We start from the raw sequence: 25082 nt of genomic DNA, 5'->3' as shown, positions 1-25082 counted from the left end.
GATATCGGAGGTGCAATGATGAAGTCAACGCTCAAACCGTTCTTATCGATGGTGCTTATTATGCTGATGCTTGCCGGCTTAATAGCTTGTTCCTCACCGGGTTCTCCGGCGGCCGGGCAGGACGGCAAGAAGGAAGATACTTCCGCTCCGACTTCCGATTCCGGGAAGAAAGGCGACGGAAAAGCCGTAGAAGTTACATATTGGCATATGTGGACGAGTGACTGGAAGAAGCTGATCGACAGCCTGGTCGATGAGTTCAATCAGACGCATCCCGGCATTCATGTGACCGCGCTCTCCATTACCGGCGATGCCAACGCCAAATTTTTGACGGCACAGGCCGGCGGGGATCCGCCTGACGTCATGACCCAATGGAACCAGATCATTCCCTCGTGGGCGGAAAAAGGAGCCATCGCTTCACTGGATCCGTACATCCAGGCCGACGCGCCGGATTTGGGCGAGTGGATGTATCCCACGGTAAAGGAGATCGGCACCTATAAGGGAAAAATGTATGCGATTCCATTTTCGATGAATACGCTGGCGATGTATTACAACAAGGATATTTTGAAAGAGGAAGGATTCGATCCGGAAAAACCGCCTGCCACGATCCAGGAGCTGGATGCGATGCAGGATAAATTGTGGAAACTGGATAAACGCGGATTCATCCAGCGGGTCGGCTATATGCCGAGCGGGCTTACCCAGTGGAGCACCGCATTCGGCGGGAAATGGGCGGATGAGGACGGCAAGCCGACGGCAACCGATCCGAACAACCTGGCCACATTGGAATGGTTCCAGTCTTATGCGAAAAAATACGATCCGACCAAAGTCGCCGCTTTTAACAAAAGCATGTCGTCCAACGTGAACTCGGCTTGGTCTTTCCTCAGCGGCAAGCAGGTATTCGCCATGGACGGCATGTGGAGGCTCGAGGATTTGAAAAATTATGCCCCGGACCTTCAGTACGGCGTTATGACGCTGCCTTACCCGGAAGGAACCGGGAAACCGGATGCAACCTGGGTCAACGGGAACTTTAACATTATTCCTGAAAAAGCCAAGCATCCGAAAGAGGCATGGGAATTCATCCTGTGGCTGACCGGCTACCATAACGAAGACTGGGCAGCAGAAATGCTGACCAAGGGAGGGTGGATCCCGCCATCGCCAAAAATTACGGAGAAACAGGCTTACCAGGACTTCATGAATGAAATTCCGGCCAGAAAAACGTTCGTCAATCTGCTCGGTAGCCCCAACGCGAAGATAACACCTGTTATTCCGGTGCAGCAGTATTATTGGGACCGGGCGGCAAAAGCCGAAGAGTCCGTCATGACGGGAAACAAAGATCCCAAGCAGGCGCTGGAGACCTTGCAGAAGGAAGTCGAGGAGGAAATCGCCAAAGCCGGCGGCAAATAACGGATAAGGGTATGGAGGAAAGGGAGCGGTTTTAGGATTGCCCTTCCTCCATGCTGCTGGCACCGTGAAAGGAGAGGCGCAAGATGCTTGAAATCAACGCACAGCAAACCACGAAATTAAGCAGAACAAAGAAAGGCGTATTTAAACAGCTGATCGCCCATGTTTGCTTGATCGTACTTGGAATCACTTTTCTTTTTCCTTTTGTGTGGATGCTGTCCACTGCGCTCAAACCGGAAGCTCAAATTTTTAAATGGCCGCCTGAATGGATTCCGGATCAGTTCCTATGGTCGAATTTTCCGGAGGCGCTGACGTTTGTCCCGTTCGGGACCTACGTCCTCAATACGTTAACCATTTGCATCTGGGCGATGGTCGGCACCTGCGTTTCCTCAGCCCTGGTCGCTTACGGCTTTGCCAAAATTCAATGGCCGGGACGGAATGTACTGTTCATGATCATGCTCAGCACGATGATGCTGCCCTCGCAGGTCACGATGATTCCGATTTTCGTCATTTTTAAAAAGATCGGTTGGGTGGGAAGCTATAAACCTCTCATTATTCCAGCATTTTTAGGCGGTGCGTTTTTTATCTTTCTGCTGAGGCAGTTTTTCCTGACGATTCCGCAGGAATTATCCGAGGCGGCCAAGATCGACGGCTGTTCGGAATTTCGGACCTTCTGGCAGATCATTCTCCCGCTCGCCCGTCCGGCGTTCGCCACGGTAGCGTTGTTTACGTTCATGAACAACTGGAACGACTTCATGGGGCCGTTAATTTATTTGAGCGATGAGAAAATGTACACCGTATCGCTTGGTTTGCAGCAGTTTATCGGTCAATACGGCACGCGCTGGGGAATGCTGATGGCGGCTTCCACCGTTGCGACGCTGCCCATTATCATTTTGTTCTTTTTTGCCCAAAAGACCTTTATCCAAGGGATTTCGACGACAGGCATCAAAGGCTGAAAGCTGACAGGCCGGGTTCCGGCCGCGTGCAGCTTGATCAAAGGGAGGAATTCGGTAGTGAAGAAGATCGTTTTTATCGGGGCAGGCAGTCTCGTGTTCACGAAAAACCTGGTTCGCGACCTGCTTACATTCCCTGCACTCACTGACAGCGTCATCGCTTTGGTTGACATTGACGAAGAGCGCCTCGGATTTGCGAAGAAGACGGTGGAGAAAATCATTGCGGCCGGACGCTATTCCGCCAAAGTCGAAGCGCATACCGACAGATCCAAGGCGCTCGATGGGGCGGACGGGGTCGTCTGCACCATCTTGGCAGGAAGCTTGGACGTTTGGCGGAAAGACATCGAAATCCCGAAAAAATACGGCGTGGACATTAATGTGGGAGATACGCGCGGGCCATCCGGCATATTCAGGGCACTCCGTACGATTCCGGTGATGCTGGACATTTGCCGCGATATCGAGCGGTACTGTCCGCAGGCGGTATTTCTGAATTATACGAATCCGATGGCCATGCTGTGCAGGGCGATGCAGAGCGAAACGAATGTGACCGTTACGGGCCTGTGCCACAGCGTTCAGGGAACGGCATCGATGCTGGCCAGGTGGATCGGCGCGCCTAAAGAGGAGATCACGTATCTCTGCGCAGGCATCAATCATCAGGCATTTTACCTGGATTTTCGCTGGAACGGCCAAGACGCGTATCCTCTCATCCGGGAGGCGATGAACCATCAGGACATTTACAACGAGGAGCAGGTCCGAAACGAAATGTTCCTTCACCTGGATTATTACGTCACGGAATCCAGCGGCCATAACTCCGAATACAATGCCTGGTTCAGAAAGCGGCCGGATTTGATCGAAAAGTACTGCACGAACGGCACGGGCTGGAATCCCGGTGAATACGCGTATATTATCAAAGGCTACGAGCAGAGGCAGGGCAGCTGGAAGGAACAGATGCAGCGCTGGATGGATGAGCCCGTCGATTTGAAGAGGGGCGAAGAGTATGCCGCTTATATTTTTAACGCCACGATCGGGGACGGCACCCTGTTTAAATTCAACGGCAACGTCCGTAATCATGGCTTGATCGATAATTTGCCGGACGGATGCTGCGTTGAGGTGCCGGTATTGGCGTCAAAGCGTGGGCTGGAGCCGATTCATGTGGGAGCCCTGCCGGATCAGCTGGCGGCCTTGACCAATATAAGCGCCCGCTGCGAAGAGATGGCCGTGGAAGGCGCGCTTACAGGCGATCCGCGGAAAGTGTTCCATGCGGTATGCTTCGATCCGCTGACTTCCGCGGTCCTCAGCCTGGATGAGATCAAATCGATGGTTGATGAGATGTTCGAAGCCAATCGCGAATATTTGCCGCAGTTTAAACATTTCAAATCATAACTTATCAGCGGGACATTGAATGAAACTTTTTCCATCTTGGTTTCGTTTAACAGGGTGGAGGCGATAATACAAGATGAAACTTAATCGTAAAATTGGATTTACACTAGCAACCGGTTTGATGGGAGCAAGCCTGATGGCCACAGCGGCTGGAGCAGCTCCGGCAGGGAGCGCGGCTGCGCCGGCGCAGGTCCCGGTACAAGCGGTGAAGAAAGTCGTCGTGACCGACGCGACCAAGATCAGCAAGCTGAACCATACCAGCGTCACGCCATTAATCATAGAAGCCGAGAAGCGGTATTTTTATGCTTTAAGCGGCGGCAAGGGATTAGGGGATACTTTTGAGGTCGATGGCCGGCAATACCGGTATTTGTCCGATGACATCGGAACCCGGGAGAAGCTGATGGATTATTTGAAGTCCGTATATACGGAAAAGGCAGCGGCCTATTTTGTGGACAAATATTTCATTTCTCAGGACGGGCGTTTGGCTCAGCTGAACGCCGATGGCGGCAACATTCTGGAGTTCGACAAGGCGACGGCCAAATTGCTCAGTATGACGGATACGCAGCGTGTGTATAAGCTGAGCGTTCCTTATCCGGAACATCTTCAGGGCCCGGCATACGTGACGGTCAAGTTTGAGAAAGTCGGGCAATTTTGGAGAGTGGGGACCGCCCCGCACGCGATTTTCTAGTACAATCTTGTGCTCTTACGGCTCTGTCTAAATTCAGCGGTGAACAAAACAGACGAAAGACCCTGCCGGGTGCCGGCAGGGTCTTTTAATATCAACGGTCAAACGGATGACAGGAGGCTCAAGAGTGGACCGGCTTCAGCAGGCATTCAAAGCGGCGTGCAGCGGAAGGTTGACTGTATGCAGCTTAACAGCTGACTGAAAGAGAGGCGGAGTTTTTGCTTCCAAGGAGCAAAAAACAGCCTGGACAATAGGTCCAGGCTGTTTTTCAAACTTACGTGAATCATTTTTCATGGGAACTTCGTTCGAGCATTCTGTTTCCCGATGTCTGTGGAGAATCATGCGTTTCTCAAGCCGTGTACCGCAGGATCCGTGCCGGACTCTCAAATGACTGATCGAACTTTGGACGGTTTTATGTACCTCCAGTTACCCGAATGAAGTGTGGACGCTTCGTTCGACGACTTCCCTAAGTTCAGCCTTGTGTGCCGCATATTGGTCTGTGCTAATGCTTCCATTGCGCAGGCGCTCATCCAGCTGACGGGTAAGCTGCGATACTTGCAGATCGATGATTCGCTGAATGTCGGCTCCTTGGTTATCCGCGATGTCATGCAGGGATTTTCCCTCATACAGCGCTTCATACAGTTCCTCGTCGGAGTCCTGATGGAGAGCTTCAAGCAATTCGTCTTTATCCTTTACGCCGGTGGTAAACCATTTGGCGGCCGGACTTGCGCTTGTGATGGAGCCGCTTAACGCAGTGCTTCCAAAGGACATGATCACGACCATCGTTCCGACAATCATCACTCGCTTTATGTTCATGGTTAAAAATCCTCTTTTCATGTATTTTGTTACTGGTCATCTGCGTGAATGGGTATGTGAGATCTTCAGCCTAAGGTCATTATAGACATCAAACCTGAGGAAAACCTTAAAGGTTCTATAACCGTACCTAAAGATTTACGAAATTCCGCCGGAACAAGTTTCACTTTTGGATAAAAATAACGGAAAGCTCATGAGTTTTCCCCAATATCAATCGGCCATTCCGATGAAATCAGGGATTCGATCTACGCCGGGCTGCCGAACATTCTGATTCTGCTGCTGGTGCTCATTATCATCTACTCGTTCGTTATGAACAAAACCATCATGGGACGCCATATTTACGCTCTCGGCGGCAACGAAAAAGCTGCAGACCTGTCCGGCGTGAATACCAAAAAGGTGGCGTTCTGGGTATTCGTCAACATGGGCGTGCTCAACAACGGGATATCGCTCATCGGTCTGGGCGTCGACTGGCAGCAGGGGATTAAAGGCCTTGTCCTGTTGGCGGCGGTAGCCTTCGATATATATAATAAGAAGAAAGTCACGTTTCTGAAGTAATAGTTTTGAAGCAGTTTTCGCAAGTAAAAGGCTGGCATCCGGTGGATGCCAGCCTTTTTTGGGATGATAGAAGAGGTTTTTCTTATAGCGGTTCGTTTACTTCAATGCAGAATAAATGTTTTCCGTATACTTTGAAATGGCTTCGTCGTAATCCGGATACGGATATCCGAGACGGCTTGACACCGCTTTGGAGTATTTTCTAAACAGCTGATAACAACTGAATAAGGACTCCCACATGTGCTTATACCCGTTCTCCGCATAGGTTGACAGGAGAGTTTCCCAATCTTCATCGGGAAGGTAACGGTCGATTAACTTAAAGTTTTTTCCTACGCTAAACGTAAACCCCCGCTCTGAGCCGATTTGCCAAGCCATCATTCTCAACAAGTTCGGCCGCGCAATCTCGTTTAAATGGTCGATGGCAAAAAGGATTTCTTTTCTCGCCAACCCCTTGACCACGTAAGTTGAAACCATCCAAAACTCATTGCAGCAATCATCAAACTCCCGGGCCGTAGGTTTTTTAATCCAATACTTTCGATCATTGGCGATCACTTCATTTTTGATGAGAGCATCCTTATCCAGCAGGACCTCAACCAAACCGTCGCTGTGGGTGAAATAATCCTCGACTTCGTTCACTGGGATCAAGGTTAGGTCTACTTTATTGCCGTCTTCCAAGTGGATTAGATAGGAGAACCAATTGCCTAGTTCCGGTGGAAAAAGCTCCATATCTTCAGGTTTTTGCATCATGACGCGATTTCCCAAAACATCGAGCCACCCGTCATGCTCCTTGAACGAATCCATCTCGGTTACAAAATAAGAAATGTCGTAATCCTGGAATGCATCCGGAGGGATATTTTTGTTGGTACGCGATCCTTCCAGAGTCACCAGCCGAATCCGGTCATTGTGTTTTGCATAATCCAAAAGCAGTTTCATCATTTCTTGCTCACTTCGCATGTTGCATTCAACCTCCCATGTTATTTAGAATTGCACTGCCATTAATAAAGGAAGGCGGTCCGCGAATCCGAAGGAAACGACGCTTTCGGCTTGTTGCACGTTATAACTTATCCAGCCGTTTTTCCATAAGCAGGGTCCTCCATTTCTTTGAACGATGATGTTTTATTTTACCATATATAAAAATCAATCCCCAGGATGTCTGATCTTGATTTGCGTGTGAGCCGAAAAAAAACATAACGTTTGCACCGTGGAGGCGTTTATAAAGATAGACGAGTCTAAGGAGGCGTGAGATATGGCCTTATTAAGAGACAGTTCGCAGCAAGACGAGCTAAAAGAGCAATACGATCGTCTTTGGATCGATTTTCAACATATGGAGGATCGAAAAGTACAGAACCTATTAAACGAAGTGGAGTATAAACTGCTATCAAGGAAAGAGAAGCTGTTTGAAATGCTGCAGCCTTTTAGAACGCACACGATCTGGGTGATCCCGGTCAGCGTCATTTTCGTTTTGGTTACGCTGTATACCTTGTTTATCTGGGTTGCATTGTGGGTTGAATAATCTGGAAGGAAGTGAACGGATGTTTTACCGTAGAAAATTTTACATTGTGAAAAATGAGTTTGTAAATGTTTTTAACCGCCATTTTAATGAAACTAATCTGCCGAATCAGTTGAAGCACGGTACCCGCCTGATCGGAAGATGGATGGTGCCTCGTGATGAAGCCACAACCGAAATTTTTGCAATTTGGGAATATGACAGCCGCGGCCAGTACGAGGAAATAGAGGCTAAGATAAGAAGCGACAAGGAACACGTACGGCGGATACAGAACTGGTACGACCAGCATGGCGGAAGGGACCGCGTGTATAAGGAGTATCTATTAGAGGTCAGAAACGAAGAGCTGATATCGACGGCAGATCAAAGCGAGTCGACAGTGGCCGACGAGAAAAAATAACTATAAGCATGCATTACATTGCCGCCCGCATCCCTGGGGTGATACGCTTTTAACATGTGAAATTCAGGAAGGCGGTGTTTCCATTGGTAAGGATACGAATTTGCTGACAACAGAAAAAAATATTCGAACCATGGAGGCCTTTAGGATGCAAAACTTGGAGCAAATAACGAAGCGGCTGGATGAGCTGCTGAATGATTATATTACGAAGGACGGAGCGGCGGCTGGCATGGCTGTAGGAATCGTGTACAATCGCGAACCGGTCTATGCCAAAGGATTTGGCGTGAAAAATAAAGAGACTGGAGCCCCGGTGGATGGAAACACGCTGTTTCACATGGCGTCGATTTCCAAAACCTATGTGGCTACGGCGGTGATGCAGCTGGTGGAACGCGGACAGATCAATCTGGATGAGAAAGTGACGGCGTACCTGCCGTATTTCAGGCTGGAGGATCCGCGATATCAACAGATCACGATCAGGCATTTGCTCACCCATACATCCGGCATGCCGGATGAGGACGATTATGAATGGGACCGGCCTCAGCTGGACGAGGGAGCGCTGGAGCGTTACGTTCGCAGCGTATGGAACCGGGAGTTGTTATGGCATCCCGGTCAGGGAACATAAGCTTACAGCAACATGGCCTTTGAGGTTCTCGGTGATGTAATCGCGAAAGTCTCGGGGGTTTCCTTCGAGCAGTACATGCAGGAGCATATTTTGGATGCGCTTGGCATGGAGACCAGTACGTACACGATGCCTGATGCGGACCAGGAGCTGCTCGCAACTCCGCACATTATGGGAATGGGCTCGTCCTTCGGAGCCAAGGTTAGCCGCATTTATCCGTATAACCGGGCTCATGGCCCCAGCTCCACCTTGCTGACGAATGCGGCGGAATCGTGCAGCTATGCGGTGGCTTACTTAAACGGGGGAAAATGGGAATCCAAGGCCATCGTGCAGACATCCAGCATTCAGGAGCTTTGGCAAAGCGAGGCACCGGCGGACGACTTCGGATATTACCGCCACATTGGACTGGGCTGGTTTATGGGGCAGTATAAAGGTCTCGAAGCGAAAGCGCACGGCGGGTCGGATACAGGATTTCGTTCCAACCTGGTCGTCTTGCCCGAACCGGGAATCGCGGTAACCCTCATGTTCAATACCGATTACCTTGGGCTCCATCAGGTCAACAATGCGATCCTGGATGTGCTGCTTGGGGAGCGGGTCGAAGTGATTCCGCGTTCGCTGACGATGCATGCGGCCGGAGTATTGGCCGCGGAGGGAATAGAGTCAGCCTTGAGCGCATACAAGTCAGGCAGCGAGCACCGGTCAAAGCCTGGTTATGTACCGTACGAGTCCGATTTCAGCTTCCTGAGCATTGCTGGCAGTCTGCTCCGGCACGGGGAACCGGGCAGCGCCGCATCCATCGTTGATTTGGCATTAGCCCTTGATCCGGATGATGAAGAGCTTCGACTGATGAAGGATCAGCTTGCCGATTCGAGTGCGCGATCCTGATCATCATTCGTGCCGGCGTCCGTCGTCATGTTTTGAAAACGAACCGGTGAAACAGGTATGCAATGGCGGCTGAAATCACGAGAGAAATCAACCATACCGTTATTTTTTGGGGCGTGATCCGCGGCCGGTCGGAACCGAATTCAACTTTGGACGGCAAGGATTCCGCACTTGCAGGGTCATATTCGACCATCATGTTCGTCGTATGTTTTTGGGTCATATACATGCCGAGGCCCATCTGAATCCCGGTTTGGATGAGAACAAAACAAACGGCAAAGATCAAAGGTAAAGCGATGTACTTTAGCATAAATGGATGAGATCCTCCGATTCTTATTTTTGTTAAATGTTACCACAATTAAATTGGAGTTGTCTCTATTTCGGTAAGCTTTTCACAAGCAGAAATCTATTAACTAGCAATGCCTTCCAAAACAGGACCTCAGGGGTCCTGTTTTTTGCTCATAAACAGCGGATGCCTCGGGGGATCGTCTACTTAACCTATCGTAAATGGAGAGTAGTCATGATCAAAAAAATGCTTGTCTTGATGCTGATTTGCGCCTTTTGGCTGCCGGCAAACCTGGGGAGGGTTCAAGCTTCGGGGTTATCGCCATCGGAAGAAACCCTGTGGGCGAAACACAACCCTTTATCCATGGTCAGGAATTCCGAAAATTCAGCAAAGCTGCCAGATAATGAAGCAAATCGGTTAAGGGATGCCTATGGCCTCGACAAGCCCGAAACTGTGCCGCGGCAGAGTTTCGGCGATTTCGGCGCCAGCTTCCGTATTCAAGAGATGTTGGTATGGGCATGTGCTTTATTCCTGTCCTGGGCGTGGCTGTGATGCAGATTACAGAACCTTATCGAGCTGTGTGCTATGATGGGTTCGGATTTATAAAGTGATTATTTTCACAAATGGGATGGGGGAGATCGGAAATGGCTCATATATCGCTGATAGGCATTCTGCTGCGGTTCGTTCTCGGGGGCGGAGCCGTAGTGGTGGCATCGCTTATTGCCAAACGGACGGGAGGGGCCATCGGCGGCATTTTTGCTGCGTTTCCCGCCGTTTTTCTGGCGGCGCTGCTGACGATGAGGTTCGATTACGGCGCCCAAGAGCTGGTCGCCCATTCCATCGATTTGTCCCAAGGGGCTTTGATCGGAATGGCGATTAACGTGGCGTGCGCCGCGGCGGTAGGTTATTTGTGCACCAGCAGGGGTTGGAAGAAAGGACTGACCATTTCCGTAGGCGGCTGGCTGCTTGTCTCGTTCACGATATCCTATATGCTGTTCAGCTTGTGAAGGGGGAAAATGAAATGAAATTTCGGGAGCTGCTGCTTCGGTTCGTTTTGGGCGGGCTGGCGGTCGTATTGAGCTATATGGCATCGGTCCTGCTGCCGTGGAAGGCGCTTGGCGGCATTTTCGCGGCGTTTCCCGCCGTGATGGTCGTCGCTGTGCTGATGGTCGGCATCAGTCAGGGGTCAGAAAAGGCGGCCGCGGTTGCCCGGGGATCGGTATACGGGATGACCGGCTGCGCCGTTTGCGTCGTTACGGTCTGGTATGCCCTGAAAATAACGGATGCCTGGTGGCCCAGCTTGCTGCTGGGACTTATGGGCTGGTTTGCGGGCTCGTTTGCGCTGCTGAAGCTGAAAGGGAAAATGCAGAAATTGCACCGGCTGCCGCGAAAACAGACGAAGCATGTTTAAGGGGTCTACTCTTCGTCAAGGAGGCAGTCATGCGCAGGACCGAGCCGTTTTTGTTCAAGGGTGTGATATTTTTCACAGCGCAGTGTGGCAGGCCGCTTTACAATAGAGTCATGCAAGAGTCCTTTCCCGTTGAAGGAGGCAGATCCCATGGCTACACACATTCATGGCAAACATTTTGAAGTGACACCGGCACTGCAGGCGTATGCCGAGCAGAAGATCGGCTCGGCCCAATCCTGGTTTGACGAGACGGTTCCTATCCACGTTACGCTGCTGCTGCAGGCCCGGAAACAGGAGCATGTCGTTGAAGCTACCGTTCCCTATCACGGCATGGTCTTTCGGGTCGAAGTGAAGGATGCGGACATGTATGCCGCCATCGATCAAGCCGCGGATAAGCTGGACCGCAAGCTTCGGAAATACAAGGAGCGGGCGCGCCGCAAGCTGCGCAGCCAAGGCCGCGTGGTCGGCGGCGGCACGCCGGACGGCGGATGGCCGGAGCCGGAAGCACCGGAGGAAGCCTTTGTCATTGCAAAAGAAAAGCGGCTTGTGATGAAGCCGGTGGATCTGCAGGAGGCCGTGCTGCAGATGAACATGCTGGACCACAACTTCCATCTTTTCTTGAATCGGGATACCAACCGTGAGGAGGTCGTTTACCGCAGGGCGGACGGCACTTACGGGCACCTCTTTGCTGATTAAGCCAGGTTTGTTGTCTTCAATGTCTTGATGACTCCTAACTGCTATTCCTTTGCGCCGAATGGAGAGCCATAGCTCCATTCGGTATTTTTTTTAGATGATAGAATTTCGCAGAACTGAAGAGTACGTCGATAGATCGGTATGTTCCCCACTGTATGGACGGTCCTGAAAAAGCGCCTTAGCGCCGCATTTTTCGGACCTATAAAATTTTTAGATCGATGTGAGTAATCTCATAGTTAGCCTCCCCGGTGTTCCAGTAGGATGAACTCATCAAGGTGATGAGGGACCGGCAAAGGTCTCCAAGGAGGAGAAAACGATGGCTGTTAAAGAAAGCAAGCTGGAAACAAAGAACTCCGCCCAAGAAGAAGTGAACCGATTGGTCACCCGCGCCAGGAAGGCGCAGGAAGCTTACCTGAACATGAATCAAGAGGAAATCGACGCAATCGTGCAGACGATGGCGCTGGCCGGTTTGGATCGGCACATGCCGCTCGCGAAGATGGCGGTCGAAGAGACCGGCCGGGGCGTATATGAGGACAAAATCACCAAGAATATATTCGCGACGGAATACATCTATCACAGCATCAAGCATGACAAGACGGTCGGCGTTATCGAGGAGAACGCGTTCGAGAGCTACAAGAAGGTCGCAGAGCCGGTAGGTATCATCGCCGGTGTTACGCCGGTCACGAACCCGACGTCCACGACCATGTTCAAGACGCTGATCGCAACGAAGACGCGCAATCCGGTCATTTTCGCCTTCCACCCTTCCGCCCAGAAGTGCAGCGCGGAAGCGGCCCGCACGCTGCGTGACGCCGGAATTGCGGCCGGCGCGCCGGAGCACTGCGTGCAGTGGATTGAGACGCCATCCCTCGAAGCGACGCAGCTGCTGATGAACCATCCCGACGTGGCGCTGGTGCTGGCAACCGGAGGATCGGCGATGGTGAAATCCGCATACAGCACAGGCAAACCCGCACTTGGCGTCGGTCCGGGCAACGTTCCCTGCTTCATTGAGCAGTCTGCGGATTTGAAGCAGGCCGTTACGGATCTGATCCTCTCGAAGACGTTCGACAACGGCATGATCTGCGCTTCCGAGCAGGCGGTCATTATCGAGGAGCCGGTATACGACCAGGTCCGGAAGCTGATGAAGGACAGCGGCTGCTACTTCCTGAACAAGGCCGAGACTGAGGCTGTGTCCAAGCTGGTCATTAACAGCGAGAAGTGCGCGGTGAACGGGGTCATCGTCGGCCAGCCGGCGGTAAAAATCGCCGAAATGGCCGGCATCCAGGTCCCGCAGGACACCAAAATCCTCGTGGCCGAGCTGGCGGGCGTAGGTCCGGCTTACCCGCTGTCCGCAGAGAAGCTGAGCCCGGTTCTTGCCTGCTATAAGGTCAAAACGGCGGCGCAGGGCATCGAGCGCGCGGCCGAAGTGGTCCAATTCGGCGGCATGGGACACTCCTCCGTGATCCATTCGAACGATGACGCCGTCATCCAGGCGTTCGCCAACCGCCTGCAGACCGGGCGCGTGATCGTCAACTCGCCTTCGACGCACGGGGCGATCGGCGACATCTACAACACGAACCTGCCGTCGCTGACGCTCGGCTGCGGTTCGTACGGGCACAACTCGACGACGTCCAACGTCACGTCGGTGAACTTGATCAACGTCAAGCGCGTGGCCTACCGGACGGTGAACATGCAGTGGTTCAAGGTTCCGCCGAAGGTTTACTTCGAGAAGGGCGCGACGCAGTACCTCGAGAAAATGCCGAACATTTCCCGCGTGCTGGTCGTCACCGACGCCATGATGGTCAAGCTGGGCTATGTCGAGAAGGTGGAATACTACCTGCGCAAACGCGTCAACCCGGTAGCGGTCGAAGTGTTCTCCGACGTGGAGCCGGATCCGTCCGTCGAGACGGTAGAGCGCGGCAAGAAGCTGATGGAGAGCTTTAAGCCCGACTGTATTATCGCGCTCGGTGGCGGTTCCCCGATGGATGCGGCCAAGGCGATGTGGCTCTTCTACGAATATCCGGATACCAGCTTCCATTCGCTGAAGCAGAAGTTCATGGATATCCGCAAGCGGGTCTATAAGTATCCGCGGCTTGGCGAAAAGGCCCAGTTTGTAGCCATTCCGACCACTTCGGGCACCGGTTCGGAAGTGACCTCCTTTGCGGTCATCACGGACAAGAAGGAGGGGAACACGAAGTATCCACTCGCGGACTACGAGCTGACGCCGGACGTGGCGATCATCGATCCGGAATTCGTGTACAGCCTGCCGAAAACGGCGGTGGCCGACACCGGGATGGACGTCCTCACGCATGCCATCGAAGCGTACGTATCCGTTATGGCGAGCGATTACACCGACGGGCTGGCTCTTCATGCGATCCGGCTGGTGTTCGAAAATCTGGAGAAGTCCTTCCACACGGCGGATCCGCTGGCAAGGGAGAAGATGCACAACGCGTCGACGATCGCCGGCATGGCATTTGCCAATGCATTCCTTGGCATCAACCACAGCCTGGCCCACAAGTGGGGCGGCCAGTACCATACGGCCCACGGACGGACGAATGCGATCCTGATGCCGCATGTCATCCGGTACAACGCGCAGAAACCGACGAAGTTCGCTTCGTTCCCGAAATACAACCATTTCGTGGCCGATCTGCGCTATGCGGAAATCGCCCGCATGCTCGGCCTGCCGGCCCGGAATACGGAGGAAGGCGTCAACAGCTTGATTGACGCGGTGCGCAAGCTGAACCAGTCACTCGGCATTCCGGAGAAATTCCAGGATCTCGGTTTTGATCCGGCCGATTTCGAATCCAACGTGGATTATTTGGCAGACCGTGCGTTTGAAGACCAGTGCACGACGGCCAACCCGAGGATGCCGCTGGTCAGCGAACTGGCAGACGTTTACCGGAACGCCTTCTACGGCAAATTCTAAGAGCTGCAACGAGCTATCCAAACGGCTGCCGACCGTAAAGCGTTGGCAGCCTTCTTTTCTCGGATTCGTGCTGTGCGTTTGATTTGTTTGCTGTTTCTTTTCGGGATGTAACGTAAGCAGGCGCGCTGTAATGAAAAATTAAAGAAGTGGAAAGGAGTGATTCATATGCTGTCCGGCGTTATTTTGGCAGGAGGGGACCATGGATCTGCGAAAGGCGAACCTTCCGTATTTCAGATGTTCCAAGGAGAAACGCTGCTGCAGCGGCAGATTCGCGAAATGCGGAAATGCTGCGGCGAAATTACGATCGTGACGGACGATCCCCGGCCTTTTCTTCGCCAGGTTGACCGGGATATACGGATCATTACGGATTATTATATCGGGAAAGGAATGCTTGGCGGCATGCATTCGGGCCTCTCCTTGTCAAAACACCGGATCGTGTGGATCATCGGCTGCCACATGCCGTATCCCTCCGCCGACGCCGCGGAGCTGATGGCGCTGAGGCTGGAGGACGGGCTCGACGCCGTCCTGCCGCGGATCGGCGGCAGACTCCATCCGCTGCACGGCATTTATGACCGCTCCTGCTCCGGGTATCTCGGGCAATTCCTGGACAGCGGCCACTCGGATGCTGATGGGCTGGTTCACCAGCTTCGTTATTTGGAGATCGGCGAAGCGGACTTCAGATACCTCGGCATCGACGGCGGCTTTGTCCGTACACTCGGAGGGTCAGAGGAAGAGGCGCTGCCTGAGTTCTTGGTGGACGATGGAAAAGCATCGAAAACCTACAAATAAAAAGGTGTGCCGGGAGCGGGAAAAGTGAGAAAAGTCACTGTCATTAACCTGTGAAAAAAGTAACATGAAGGCATAGAAAACGGAGGTGCTTGATCATGGCGATGAAAGAAAGCGAAGTAAAGGACCGGGCTGGATTTGAGGAGGCATGGCGCGGTTTTGCGGGAGGCAGCTGGCAGAAGAACATTGACGTCAATTCATTTATCGGGCGCAATCTTACGCCGTATGAGGGAGATGAACGGTTCCTCGCGGCGCCAACGGAGAACACGCTGGAGCTGTGGAAGCAGGTCAGCCAGCTGCTGAAGGAAGAGCGGGAACGGGACGGTGTTCACGACGTGGACGTGAACACGGTCTCCACCATTACCTCTCATGCACCGGGATACATCGACCAAGACAAGGAGACCATCGTCGGATTGCAGACCGACGCGCCGCTGAAGCGTGCCGTTCAGCCATTCGGCGGCATCCGGATGGTCGTTGATGCCTGCAATGCATACGGCTACCAGTTGAACCCCGAGCTTGAGCGCATTTTTACCGATCTGCGCAAGACGCATAACCAAGGCGTATTCGATGCTTACACCACTGAAATGCGCGCAGCCCGCAAGGCCGGCATCATTACGGGACTTCCGGATGCTTACGGGCGGGGACGGATTATCGGCGACTACCGCCGCGTGGCGCTGTATGGCGTCGACCGCCTCATTCAAGGCAAGAAGGAAGAGCTGCTCCAGCTCGAAGTCGACGCGATGAGTGAAGATGTGATCCGGCTGCGCGAAGAGCTGTCCGAACAGATCCGAAGCCTCGGCGAGCTGAAGGCGATGGCCGCATCCTACGGACACGACATTTCAAGACCCGCAATGAACGCCAAAGAGGCGGTGCAGTGGCTTTACTTCGCTTATCTGGCAGCCATCAAGGAACAGAACGGAGCGGCCATGAGCCTTGGCCGGGTATCCAGCTTCCTGGACATTTATATCGAGCGCGACCTTGCGGAAGGCATGCTGTCGGAGAGCCTGGCGCAGGAGATTATCGACCATTTCGTCATGAAGCTGCGGATCGTCAAATTTTTGCGCACGCCGGACTACAACGAGCTGTTCAGCGGCGATCCGACATGGGTGACCGAGTCGGTCGGCGGCATGGGGCTTGACGGCAGAACGCGCGTGACGCGGAACTCCTTCCGCTTCCTTCATACCCTCTACAACCTGGGACCTGCGCCTGAACCGAACCTGACGGTGCTGTGGTCGGCGCAGCTGCCGGAGAACTTCAAGAAATTCTGCGCCAAGGTATCTGCGGAGACCAGTTCGATCCAGTATGAGAACGACGACCTGATGCGGCCGCACTTCGGCGACGATTACGGCATCGCCTGCTGCGTATCCGCCATGCGGATCGGCAAGCAGATGCAGTTCTTCGGAGCCCGGGCCAATCTGGCCAAGGCGCTCTTGTACGCCGTCAACGGCGGCGTGGACGAGAAGAGCGGCGCCCAGGTCGGACCGGCCATCGCGCCGATCACATCCGAGGTGCTGGACTATGAGGAAGTGAAAGCGAAGTTCGACGTCATCCAGGATTGGCTGGCGAAATTGTATATCAACACGCTGAACGTCATCCACTACATGCATGATAAATACAGCTACGAGCGCATTGAAATGGCCCTTCATGACCGGGACATCGTCCGGACGATGGCCTGCGGGATCGCCGGCCTGTCGGTTGTAGCCGACAGCTTGAGCGCCATTCGTTACGCAAAGGTTCGCCCGATCCGCAACGAAAAAGGGATCGCGGTCGATTTCGAAATCGAAGGCGAATATCCGCAGTACGGCAACAATGACGACCGGGTCGACCAGCTCGCCGTAGAGCTGGCGGAAGGGTTCATGAACCGGCTGCGCAAGCACGAGGCTTACCGCGGCGCCATTCCGACCATGTCGGTTCTGACGATTACGTCGAACGTCGTATACGGCAAGAAGACGGGCAGCACGCCGGACGGTCGGAAAGCCGGACAGCCGTTTGCGCCGGGGGCCAACCCGATGCACGGCCGCGACCGCAAAGGCGCGCTCGCTTCGCTGGCTTCGGTCGCCAAAATACCTTATGAGCACAGCCTGGACGGCATTTCCAATACGTTCTCGATCATTCCGAAGGCGCTTGGCAAGGAGGATGCGGCCAGACACAGCAACCTGGCGGCACTGCTGGACGGCTATACCACAAGCGGCGGACATCATTTGAACGTCAACGTCTTTAACCGTGAGCAGCTGCTGGATGCGATGGAGCATCCGGAGAACTATCCTCAGCTGACCATCCGGGTATCCGGGTATGCGGTCAACTTCATCAAGCTGACCCGGGAGCAGCAGATGGATGTGATCAGCCGCACGTTCCACGGTGAAATCTGACCATTTGATTTACAGAGCAGAGAGCTTGCCATCAAGAGAGGAGCGTGGCCCGCATGAAAGGCAGAATACATTCCATGGACACCTTCGGTACGGTGGACGGACCGGGCATCCGCTTTGTCCTGTTCATGCAGGGCTGCGCGCTGCAGTGCCAGTTTTGCCATAACCCCGATACGTGGGATACGAAGGGAGGCCGCCAAGTTACCGTCGAGGAGATTCTCCGGGAAATCGAACCTTATGTACCTTATTACAAAAGCTCGGGTGGAGGCATCACGGTGACGGGGGGCGAACCAACGCTTCAGGCGCCCTTTGTAGCCCAACTGTTCAAGGCTTGCAAGGAGCGGTTTGGCCTGCATACGGCGCTCGACAGCTCGGGGTTCTGCGAACCGTCCCATGCAGGCGAGTTGATGCAGTATACGGATCTGGTCCTGCTCGATCTGAAGCAGCTGAACAACGAGAAGCATGAGCGCCTGACTTCCCAGCCGAATGACCGGATTCTGAAATTTGCCGCATGGCTGTCCGCTATCGGGAAGCCGGTATGGATCAGGCACGTACTGATTCCAGGAATCACCGATCAGGCGGGTGATCTGACGCTGCTGGGGGAATTCATCGGGCACCTTCGCAACGTGGAGAAAATCGAGCTGCTGCCCTATCACCGGATGGGCGTATACAAATGGCAGCAGCTTGGCCGCCTGTACCCGCTGGACGGCGTGCCTACGCCAACCGACCGCGAGGTGGAGCGCGCAAGAGAGCTGATCGAGGCCGCGCGAAGGGTCGCGGTATCCCAGCCATAATAACGAATAAAAAGTATTGGTAAACGGACACGGCAGCCCTTAGGCCCAGCCCTATTTCCGGATCGTCACCCGGAATCCTTCCAGCCATTCGTTTCCATCCGAATCCGTCCGGGTATCTTCCCGAGCGCTGCATCGATCCGTTGACGGAGATGCCCTAAGGGATTTACGGCGTCAGGGTGTGATTTTTCTCATAGGGCAGGGGGAGTTCCCCCAGAAAAAATCAGTGCATCCCCCGATAGGTAAATTCATCCCGAAGGGTTATGATAAAGGCAAAGATGTGCGGAAGGGGAAATGAATGATGGGGCAGACCGTGCCGGGGACACAGGTGAAGCAGCGCCGGGAAGGCTTGGAGCCGCTGTTGTCGAAAGAGAGCTTTGAGAAGCTGGAGAGCATCATGTATAAGCGCAGCGCGGAAAAAGGCAGCTGCCTGTTCTGGGAAGGCGATCCGGCCGATAAGCTGTATTTCATCATCGAGGGCCGGGTCAGAACGACAAAGACCTCGGACAGCGGTCGCGCCCTGACGTTGTACCTGCATCATGAAGGGGATCTGGTCGGACAGATGGATCCGTTTCAGGATTCGGTGCACAGCTTCAGCGCTGAGGTCATGGAGGATTCCAAGGTCGGGGTCATTCAGCGGAAGGACCTGGAGGTTCTGCTCTGGCAGCACGGCGATCTGGCCGTCGAGTTCATGAAATGGATGGGTCTGATGCATCGTTTGACGCAGACCAAATTCCGCGACCTGATGATGTTCGGCAAGACGGGAGCGCTCTGCTCGCTGTTGATCCGGCTCGGGAACTCGTACGGAACGGAGCGGGAAGAAGGCATCTATATCGATTTGAAAATCAACAATTCCGAAATGGCCGACATGATCGGAGCCACGCGAGAAAGTGTGAACCGGATGCTGAGCGATTTGAAAAAGGAAGATGTGATCGAAACCGTGGACGGCCATGTCATCATCAAGGACCTTCATTACCTGCGCGATATTTGCCACTGCGAGAACTGTCCGAAAGAAATATGCCGTATGTAAACCGGACCGATGAGGGGAAGACCGGGCAGCTGCTGCCGGGTCTTTCTTTTTTTGCGCCGCAGGCATTCCGAAATGAGAGTAGCACAAATCCGGAACGAAACTGGCCAGCCGTATGTAAAGGGGCAACTCCCTGAGGGAGGAATCGGGGGATCCCCTTACATACAAGCGGGCGGGCTTTTTTTACAATAGAGCTATAGGGAATTAGGGATAGATCGATGTTCATGAAGCGCAGGACTCGTTAAAGGGGGATAAGCATGGAAGAGGCACGGACAGGCGACGATTTCGACCGCCGGCTCGAATGGATTCGCGAAAGAAGCGGAAGCGATTTCATCGCCTATGCGCAGCCGGCCGGCAGCTCGCGCAGAATGGGATGGGACCGCGTCCTGGGCGGCAGCAATGTCCGGGTTCAGCAGATGGTGATCAAGCCCGGCATTGGTTTGGGCGGTATGGTGATGCGCCATGGCACGGTATATACGGTTCACGAGGGGGAGAAGCCGTTCATGCGTGAAGAATGTCCGGTCATGCTCGCCGAAAAGCTGCTCTCCGGCATGGCATTTCCGGTAACGGCTGGCAATTCCACCTCGAGCAGCGGTATTCTATTGTTAGGAAGACGGGACGGCAGGGCATACGCCAAGCCGGAAGCGGCATGGATACAATCCGCTTTTTCTGGACGAAGCGCCTGTGAACCCGGCATGAAATGAAGATTAGATGATAGAAGCAAAAGGAGGACGCCATGATCAACATTATCATTGTAGACGACCACGCCATGGTCCGGTCCGGACTGCGGATGCTGCTGAGCGCGGCGCCCGATATCGAGGTTGCGGCCGAAGCGTCCGAGGGGGACGAAGGCATCCGGATGGCGCTCGAGCATCAGCCTGACGTTGTTCTGATGGACTTAAGCATGCCTCACGGGAAGGATGGATTAACGGCGGCGACCGAGCTGAAGGAACAGCTGCCGGGCGTGGCGGTCCTGATTCTGACCATGCATGACGACGACGAATATTTGTTCCGGGCGATCCACGCAGGCGCAGCGGGTTATGTACTCAAAAGTGCGCCCCATGAAGAATTGCTTACCGCAATCCGCACGGTTGCCGGGGGCGACGCCTATTTGTATCCGACGGCGACGAAGCGGCTGATGAACGAATATGTGGAGCAGATGCGCAGGGGCGAGAGCACGGATCTGTTCGACAGCCTTTCGGAACGCGAGAAGGAGGTTTTGTCGCTGACCGCCATGGGTTATGCCAACAAGGAAATCGCCGAACAGCTCGTGATCAGCGTCAAGACCGTCGAAACGCATAAGAGCAACCTGATGGAGAAGCTGGGGCTGAAAACCCGGCCGGAGCTGATCAAATACGCTATGAAGAAGGGGCTGCTGCAATTTGAGTAAAAGTCAACCCGAACCCGGTAAGAAGATCATTGCCGAGCATGTCGAGTCACTCCTGTCGCAACTCGACGAGCAGCTCCCGGATTCCCGGTTCCGCACGGATTTGCGGGAATCGCTCAAACAGCTGGCTGACGTCAAATTCGCCTTGGACGAGTCTTCGATCGTAGCGGTAACCGACCGCCGGGGGAAGATCCAATACGTCAACGATAAATTTTGCAAAATCTCGAAATACGACCGCTCCGAGCTCTTGGGCCAAGACCACCGGATCATCAACTCGGGAACGCATTCCAAATCATTTATGCGCGACTTGTGGAGCACCATTTCCTCCGGGCGGATCTGGACCGGGGATATCCGAAACCGGGCCAAGGACGGCACCTATTATTGGGTGAACACGACGATCGTCCCGTTCGTCGGGGAGGATGGCAAGCCCTATCAATATTTGGCCATCCGCAACGAAGTCACCCGCCTGAAAAGGGTGGAGGAAGAACTGCAGGAGACGCTGGCCAAGGTCATGTCCATTCAGGAAGAGGAGCGGCGCAAATTTTCGCGCGAACTTCATGACGGCATTGGGCAAAGCTTATTCTCCCTGCTGATCCAGCTGGACCGTGCCATTGCCGCCCCCGAGCCCGAGAAGGAAGAGCTTCGCGGCATCCGCGAGCATGTCGCGGGGGTCATCGAGGAAGTCCGGGGTCTCGCATGGGAGCTGCGGCCGTCGGTTTTGGATGACCTTGGCATCGTCCCCGCCATCCGGACCTATATCGAGAACTATGCTTCCCATTATGGGATCAAGGTGGCGTTCGAGTGCAATTTGCGGAAGCGTCTGGATATCCAGAGGGAAACCGTGATCTACCGGGTGATCCAGGAGGCGCTGACCAATATCGCCAAGTATGCGGACGTTTCCGAGGCGGAAGTGGAGATCCGGGAGCAGGAAGAGGAGGTTGTCGCGCGCATCCGCGACCAGGGGGCTGGTTTTGAGCCTTCCCTGCCAACCCAAGGGGTAGGGCGCTTCAGCATGGCGGAGCGGGCCCGGATTGCCGGCGGCCGTCTCCGGATCGACTCCGCGCCGGGAAGCGGAACATCGGTGACGTTGACGCTGCCGAAATCAACGGCGAAACTGTGAGAAAGCTCACTTCTTTTTTCTGGCTTAACCCGTAAGATGGGGGCAAGAAGAGGAGATGACAACGATGAGCGAAAAAGCATTCGTCATGATTAAACCCGACGGCGTTCGGCGGGGGCTGGTCGGCGAAATCGTCAGCCGTTTTGAGAAAAAGGGACTCCGCCTGCTGCGTGGCGAGCGGATGGAAATTTCCCCGGAAACGGCGCGCGTGCATTACGGCCATCTTCAGGACAAGCCGTTCTTTGAAGAACTGATCCGTTACATTACGTCCGGACCGGTCTTTGCCATGATCGTGGAGGGGAAGGAAGCGGTGGCCAACGCGCGGTCCCTCATCGGCCCCACCAATCCGGCAGAGGCGCCTCCCGGAACGATCCGCGGCGATTACGGGCTGGAAGTGGAAGAGAACGTCATCCACGGATCCGATTCGCCGGAGCATGCGCGCAGGGAAATCCGGTTATTTTTCGAATAAAAGGAGCTCGCAGCCAAAAGTGTAATATAGGTCACAGTTTCGGCGTACCTTCGGATTTATAATGAAGTTGCAGGGAAAGCCAATGAATAGTCCGGAAGCGTAGGTTTAAAAGTGACAAACCGCCGGGGTGGCGGCTTCTCCCGCCCAATGATGTGAACTGTTTCACAACATGGCATCATGACCTGCATTAGTAGTTCTATAACGAGAAGAGGTGAACGGTGATGAACGAGAACAATCGACTCCGCGACCTGACGACGTTTATGATCCATTACTGCTATACCTGTCCGGAAGCCTACGAGTGCACGACCGAAGAGAAGTGCCTGGCCTGCTGGAAGGCGAAGCAAGCCGATATTGAGGAGAAGCTGGAAACCAAGACGACGGAAAAACTGTTAAGGGAATATGCGCTTTAGGCTGAGCAGGGCGGGTGAACGACTAAGAGGAATTTATTTTTTCGATTAAGCTTTTTTCCATTAGGTTGAATATGTGTTTTAGGTCGTCGTCTTCGGCGGCCTTTTTTAGTTTTATTCAAATATTGCATTCCCGTATTGGATTTTTCTATTACACAAGCCGCCAAGGTTCCCCTATATTTATAATTACTACTTTTCTTATAGGATTTATTGAAAATTTCGCTGATGGCATGGCGGAAAAAACCTGTGGGAGGCGAAGACCAATATGGCTGACCTGAATGAATATTTGAAGCAAAAAAGAAATGCGCTGCTGCTCCGGCGGGCGAAGGCTGAAGCGGAGCCGACACAGGCCGTCAACACGCTGCGCGCCAAAGTGTCGGCCCAAGGAAGAAGCGGGGTGCGGGAAATCCGGATCCGGGATTACCGGGTGATCAGCGACAGTCCGCCGGATTTCGCCGGCTATGATCTGGGGCCCTCGTCGCCTGAGCTTCAGCTAGGGGTGCTCGGCAGCTGCTTGACGCATATTACGCTCATTCAAGCAGCGGAACGCGAAGTTTCCCTGCACAGCCTGGAAGTCGAAGTGGAGGCGCAGATGCATCCACTGGCGGGACGGCCCGGATACGAGCATATTCCCATCTACCCGCATGACATCCGCTACCGGCTGCTGATTGAATCGGACGAAAGCGAAGAGACGCTGCAGGCTCTGCACGAAGCCGTCGAACGGGTCTGCCCGATCTTCAATCTGCTTCGCGATCCCCAGGCGATTGAGGGCGAGCTGGTCCTCAGCCGGCCGGAGGAGGCTGTACGATGACCAGAAGGCAATTAAAGCTGGGTGCGAATCTCAATGGTGTCGGGAACAGCATTTCGTTTTGGAGGCATCCCGCCATTCCTAACGATGCGAGCGTAAGCCTGGAGTTTTACAAGCAGCAGGCACTGAAGGCGCAAGAGGGGAAGTTTGATTTGCTGTTTATCGCGGACGGTTTGTACATTAACGAGAAGTCCAACCCTCATTTTCTGAACCGGTTCGAGCCGCTCACCCTGCTGTCCGCCCTGTCTGCCGTCACGACGAACATCGGCCTCGTGGCCACGCTGTCCACTTCCTACAGCGAGCCGTTTACCGTGGCCAGGCAGTTCGCTTCCATCGATAAATTAAGCGGGGGCAGATCGGGATGGAACGTGGTCACCTCGCCGCTGGAAGGTTCCGCGCTCAATTTCGGCAAGGGAGAGCACCCTCACCATTCCCTGCGGTACGAAATCGCCGAGGAACATGTGGAGATCGTCAAAGGGCTGTGGGATTCGTGGGAAGACGATGCGTTTGTCGGGGATAAAGAAGCAGGGGTATTTTTCGACCCGTCCAAGCTGCATACGCTGCACCATCAAGGCAAGCACTTCTCTGTGCAGGGGCCGCTCAACATCGCGCGGTCGAAGCAGGGGCATCCGGTCATCTTTCAAGCCGGAGCTTCCGAATCCGGCAGGGATTTGGCGGCCCGCACCGCGGACGCGATTTATACCGCGCACGAGACGCTGGAGGAGGCAAGAGCCTTCTACCAGGACGTCAAAGCGCGAGCCGCTTCGTACGGCCGAAAGCCGGATGAGCTGCTGATCTTCCCGGGAATCGGCCCCATCGTCGGCCGCACCGAGGAGGAAGCGGAGCGGAAATACCGCGAGATTGCGGAGCTCGTTTCGATCGATCAGGCGCTGAATTATTTGGGGCGCTATTTCGACCATTTCGACTTTTCGTCATTCCCCCTGGACGAGCCGTTCCCGGACATCGGCGATTTGGGCAGCAACAGCTTCCGCAGCACGACGGATAAAATCAAGCAGGAAGCCAGGAAGCAGGGGCTCACGCTGCGGGAAGTGGCGCTGCGGGCTTCGACCCCGCGCACCTCGTTTATCGGAACGCCGGAAAAGGTCGCCGACCTGATCCAGGAATGGTTTGAAGAGGGCGCGGCCGACGGCTTCAATGTCCGGACCGTGGTGCCGAACGGTTTGGCGGATTTCGTGGATCTCGTGGTGCCGATCCTTCAAGCGAGGGGCTTGTACCGGACAGAATACGAAAGCGACACGCTGCGCGGGAACCTTGGGCTTCCGGTTCCGGCAAACCGATACACGGATCAAGGCCGGGCCCAGGCCGTCCATGAAGCTTAGGCGTCATTGGCATCGGCTGGCATCGTACTGCATCTGAACAGACATAGTACGATCAGACGAGCGCAGCTGCGATCAGGAGAAGAAGATCATTTCT

At 54.1% G+C, this 25082-nt stretch carries 25 protein-coding genes and 2 pseudogenes; 24 read left to right on the top strand and 3 right to left on the bottom strand.

Features of this window, described 5'->3' with window-relative positions; all coding sequences use genetic code 11:
- Window positions 1-15: 15 nt before the first annotated feature.
- From CJP46_RS28500 to CJP46_RS28485, 4 genes are all read left to right on the top strand, one after another.
- Window positions 16-1401 (top strand): ABC transporter substrate-binding protein, encoded by a 1386-nt coding sequence (locus tag CJP46_RS28500; protein ID WP_094599026.1) that lies wholly within the window; start codon window positions 16-18, stop codon window positions 1399-1401.
- An 83-nt stretch (window positions 1402-1484) separates the two neighbouring features.
- Window positions 1485-2354, top strand: coding sequence for a carbohydrate ABC transporter permease (locus tag CJP46_RS28495; RefSeq protein WP_094599025.1), 870 nt, complete (start codon window positions 1485-1487; stop codon window positions 2352-2354).
- 57 nt (window positions 2355-2411) lie between these two features.
- Window positions 2412-3734: an alpha-galactosidase gene (gene melA / locus CJP46_RS28490; protein ID WP_094599024.1), complete on the top strand. Its 1323-nt coding sequence runs from the start codon at window positions 2412-2414 to the stop codon at window positions 3732-3734.
- 73 nt (window positions 3735-3807) lie between these two features.
- A complete protein-coding gene (locus CJP46_RS28485) occupies window positions 3808-4419 on the top strand; it encodes a DL-endopeptidase inhibitor IseA family protein (protein ID WP_094599023.1) in 612 nt (203 codons plus the stop codon).
- A gap of 423 nt (window positions 4420-4842) precedes the next feature.
- Here CJP46_RS28485 and CJP46_RS28480 read toward each other — a convergent pair whose 3' ends face one another.
- On the bottom strand, window positions 4843-5232 hold the full coding sequence (locus tag CJP46_RS28480) for a hypothetical protein (RefSeq protein WP_094599022.1): 390 nt from the start codon (window positions 5230-5232) through the stop codon (window positions 4843-4845).
- Window positions 5233-5475: 243 nt separating this feature from the next.
- On the opposite strand from CJP46_RS28480, the pseudogene CJP46_RS28475 reads away from it, so the two are divergent.
- Window positions 5476-5784, top strand: a pseudogene (locus CJP46_RS28475) (ABC transporter permease subunit); the annotation flags it as partial.
- A 96-nt stretch (window positions 5785-5880) separates the two neighbouring features.
- On the opposite strand, the gene ant(6) reads toward CJP46_RS28475, so the two are convergent.
- Window positions 5881-6735 carry an aminoglycoside 6-adenylyltransferase gene (gene ant(6) / locus CJP46_RS28470; RefSeq protein WP_094599021.1) on the bottom strand — a complete coding sequence of 285 codons (855 nt, stop codon included), beginning with the start codon at window positions 6733-6735 and terminating at the stop codon, window positions 5881-5883.
- Window positions 6736-7027: 292 nt separating this feature from the next.
- Here ant(6) and CJP46_RS28465 point away from each other — a divergent pair, with 292 nt between their 5' ends.
- The 3 genes and pseudogenes from CJP46_RS28465 to CJP46_RS37255 all read left to right on the top strand — a co-directional run bounded on the left by CJP46_RS28465 (window position 7028) and on the right by CJP46_RS37255 (window position 9186).
- Complete coding sequence (locus tag CJP46_RS28465; protein ID WP_094599020.1) at window positions 7028-7294, top strand: hypothetical protein; 267 nt, start codon at window positions 7028-7030, stop codon at window positions 7292-7294.
- Between the two features lie 19 nt (window positions 7295-7313).
- The gene (locus tag CJP46_RS28460) at window positions 7314-7685 is read left to right on the top strand and encodes an NIPSNAP family protein (protein WP_094599019.1); all 372 of its coding nucleotides are present in this window, start codon (window positions 7314-7316) and stop codon (window positions 7683-7685) included.
- A gap of 130 nt (window positions 7686-7815) precedes the next feature.
- Window positions 7816-9186 (top strand): annotated as a pseudogene (locus tag CJP46_RS37255) (serine hydrolase domain-containing protein).
- A gap of 25 nt (window positions 9187-9211) precedes the next feature.
- Here the strand turns inward: CJP46_RS37255 and CJP46_RS28445 are convergent.
- Window positions 9212-9490: a hypothetical protein gene (locus CJP46_RS28445; protein WP_094599016.1), complete on the bottom strand. Its 279-nt coding sequence runs from the start codon at window positions 9488-9490 to the stop codon at window positions 9212-9214.
- Window positions 9491-9700: 210 nt separating this feature from the next.
- On the opposite strand from CJP46_RS28445, the gene CJP46_RS28440 reads away from it, so the two are divergent.
- From CJP46_RS28440 to CJP46_RS28365, 16 genes are all read left to right on the top strand, one after another.
- Window positions 9701-10018, top strand: a complete 318-nt coding sequence (locus CJP46_RS28440; RefSeq protein ID WP_094599015.1) for a hypothetical protein — start codon at window positions 9701-9703, stop codon at window positions 10016-10018.
- A 92-nt stretch (window positions 10019-10110) separates the two neighbouring features.
- Window positions 10111-10473: a DUF3147 family protein gene (locus tag CJP46_RS28435; protein WP_094599014.1), complete on the top strand. Its 363-nt coding sequence runs from the start codon at window positions 10111-10113 to the stop codon at window positions 10471-10473.
- Between the two features lie 14 nt (window positions 10474-10487).
- Complete coding sequence (locus CJP46_RS28430) at window positions 10488-10877, top strand: DUF3147 family protein (protein ID WP_094599013.1); 390 nt, start codon at window positions 10488-10490, stop codon at window positions 10875-10877.
- Between the two features lie 147 nt (window positions 10878-11024).
- Entirely contained in the window at window positions 11025-11570 is a 546-nt protein-coding gene (gene hpf / locus CJP46_RS28425) for a ribosome hibernation-promoting factor, HPF/YfiA family (RefSeq protein ID WP_094599012.1), read from the top strand.
- A 313-nt stretch (window positions 11571-11883) separates the two neighbouring features.
- Complete coding sequence (gene adhE / locus CJP46_RS28420) at window positions 11884-14490, top strand: bifunctional acetaldehyde-CoA/alcohol dehydrogenase (RefSeq protein WP_094599011.1); 2607 nt, start codon at window positions 11884-11886, stop codon at window positions 14488-14490.
- 165 nt (window positions 14491-14655) lie between these two features.
- Entirely contained in the window at window positions 14656-15279 is a 624-nt protein-coding gene (mobA, locus tag CJP46_RS28415; RefSeq protein ID WP_094599010.1) for a molybdenum cofactor guanylyltransferase, read from the top strand.
- Between the two features lie 95 nt (window positions 15280-15374).
- The gene (gene pflB, locus CJP46_RS28410) at window positions 15375-17645 is read left to right on the top strand and encodes a formate C-acetyltransferase (RefSeq protein ID WP_094599009.1); all 2271 of its coding nucleotides are present in this window, start codon (window positions 15375-15377) and stop codon (window positions 17643-17645) included.
- Window positions 17646-17698: 53 nt separating this feature from the next.
- Window positions 17699-18436 (top strand): pyruvate formate-lyase-activating protein, encoded by a 738-nt coding sequence (pflA, locus tag CJP46_RS28405; RefSeq protein ID WP_094599008.1) that lies wholly within the window; start codon window positions 17699-17701, stop codon window positions 18434-18436.
- Window positions 18437-18731: 295 nt separating this feature from the next.
- The gene (locus CJP46_RS28400; RefSeq protein WP_256992570.1) at window positions 18732-19463 is read left to right on the top strand and encodes a Crp/Fnr family transcriptional regulator; all 732 of its coding nucleotides are present in this window, start codon (window positions 18732-18734) and stop codon (window positions 19461-19463) included.
- 254 nt (window positions 19464-19717) lie between these two features.
- Window positions 19718-20164 (top strand): hypothetical protein, encoded by a 447-nt coding sequence (locus CJP46_RS28395; RefSeq protein ID WP_094599006.1) that lies wholly within the window; start codon window positions 19718-19720, stop codon window positions 20162-20164.
- 32 nt (window positions 20165-20196) lie between these two features.
- Window positions 20197-20850 carry a response regulator transcription factor gene (locus CJP46_RS28390; protein ID WP_094599005.1) on the top strand — a complete coding sequence of 218 codons (654 nt, stop codon included), beginning with the start codon at window positions 20197-20199 and terminating at the stop codon, window positions 20848-20850.
- Window positions 20843-21967, top strand: coding sequence for a sensor histidine kinase (locus CJP46_RS28385; protein ID WP_094599004.1), 1125 nt, complete (start codon window positions 20843-20845; stop codon window positions 21965-21967). Before CJP46_RS28390 ends, CJP46_RS28385 begins: the two co-directional genes overlap by 8 nt.
- A gap of 64 nt (window positions 21968-22031) precedes the next feature.
- Complete coding sequence (ndk, locus tag CJP46_RS28380; protein ID WP_094599003.1) at window positions 22032-22433, top strand: nucleoside-diphosphate kinase; 402 nt, start codon at window positions 22032-22034, stop codon at window positions 22431-22433.
- Between the two features lie 221 nt (window positions 22434-22654).
- Window positions 22655-22843: a hypothetical protein gene (locus CJP46_RS28375; protein ID WP_094599002.1), complete on the top strand. Its 189-nt coding sequence runs from the start codon at window positions 22655-22657 to the stop codon at window positions 22841-22843.
- A gap of 262 nt (window positions 22844-23105) precedes the next feature.
- Window positions 23106-23651, top strand: a complete 546-nt coding sequence (locus CJP46_RS28370; protein WP_094599001.1) for an OsmC family protein — start codon at window positions 23106-23108, stop codon at window positions 23649-23651.
- Entirely contained in the window at window positions 23648-24988 is a 1341-nt protein-coding gene (locus CJP46_RS28365) for an LLM class flavin-dependent oxidoreductase (RefSeq protein ID WP_094599000.1), read from the top strand. The genes CJP46_RS28370 and CJP46_RS28365 overlap by 4 nt, the downstream gene beginning before the upstream one ends.
- Window positions 24989-25082 lie beyond the last annotated feature (94 nt).

This window comes from Paenibacillus sp. XY044 (genome assembly GCF_002257645.1).
Taxonomy (GTDB): Bacteria; Bacillota; Bacilli; order Paenibacillales; family Paenibacillaceae; genus Paenibacillus_AQ.
The sequence above is the reverse complement of the archived record's forward strand: the minus strand, read 5'-3'. Positions and strand labels throughout refer to the sequence as shown.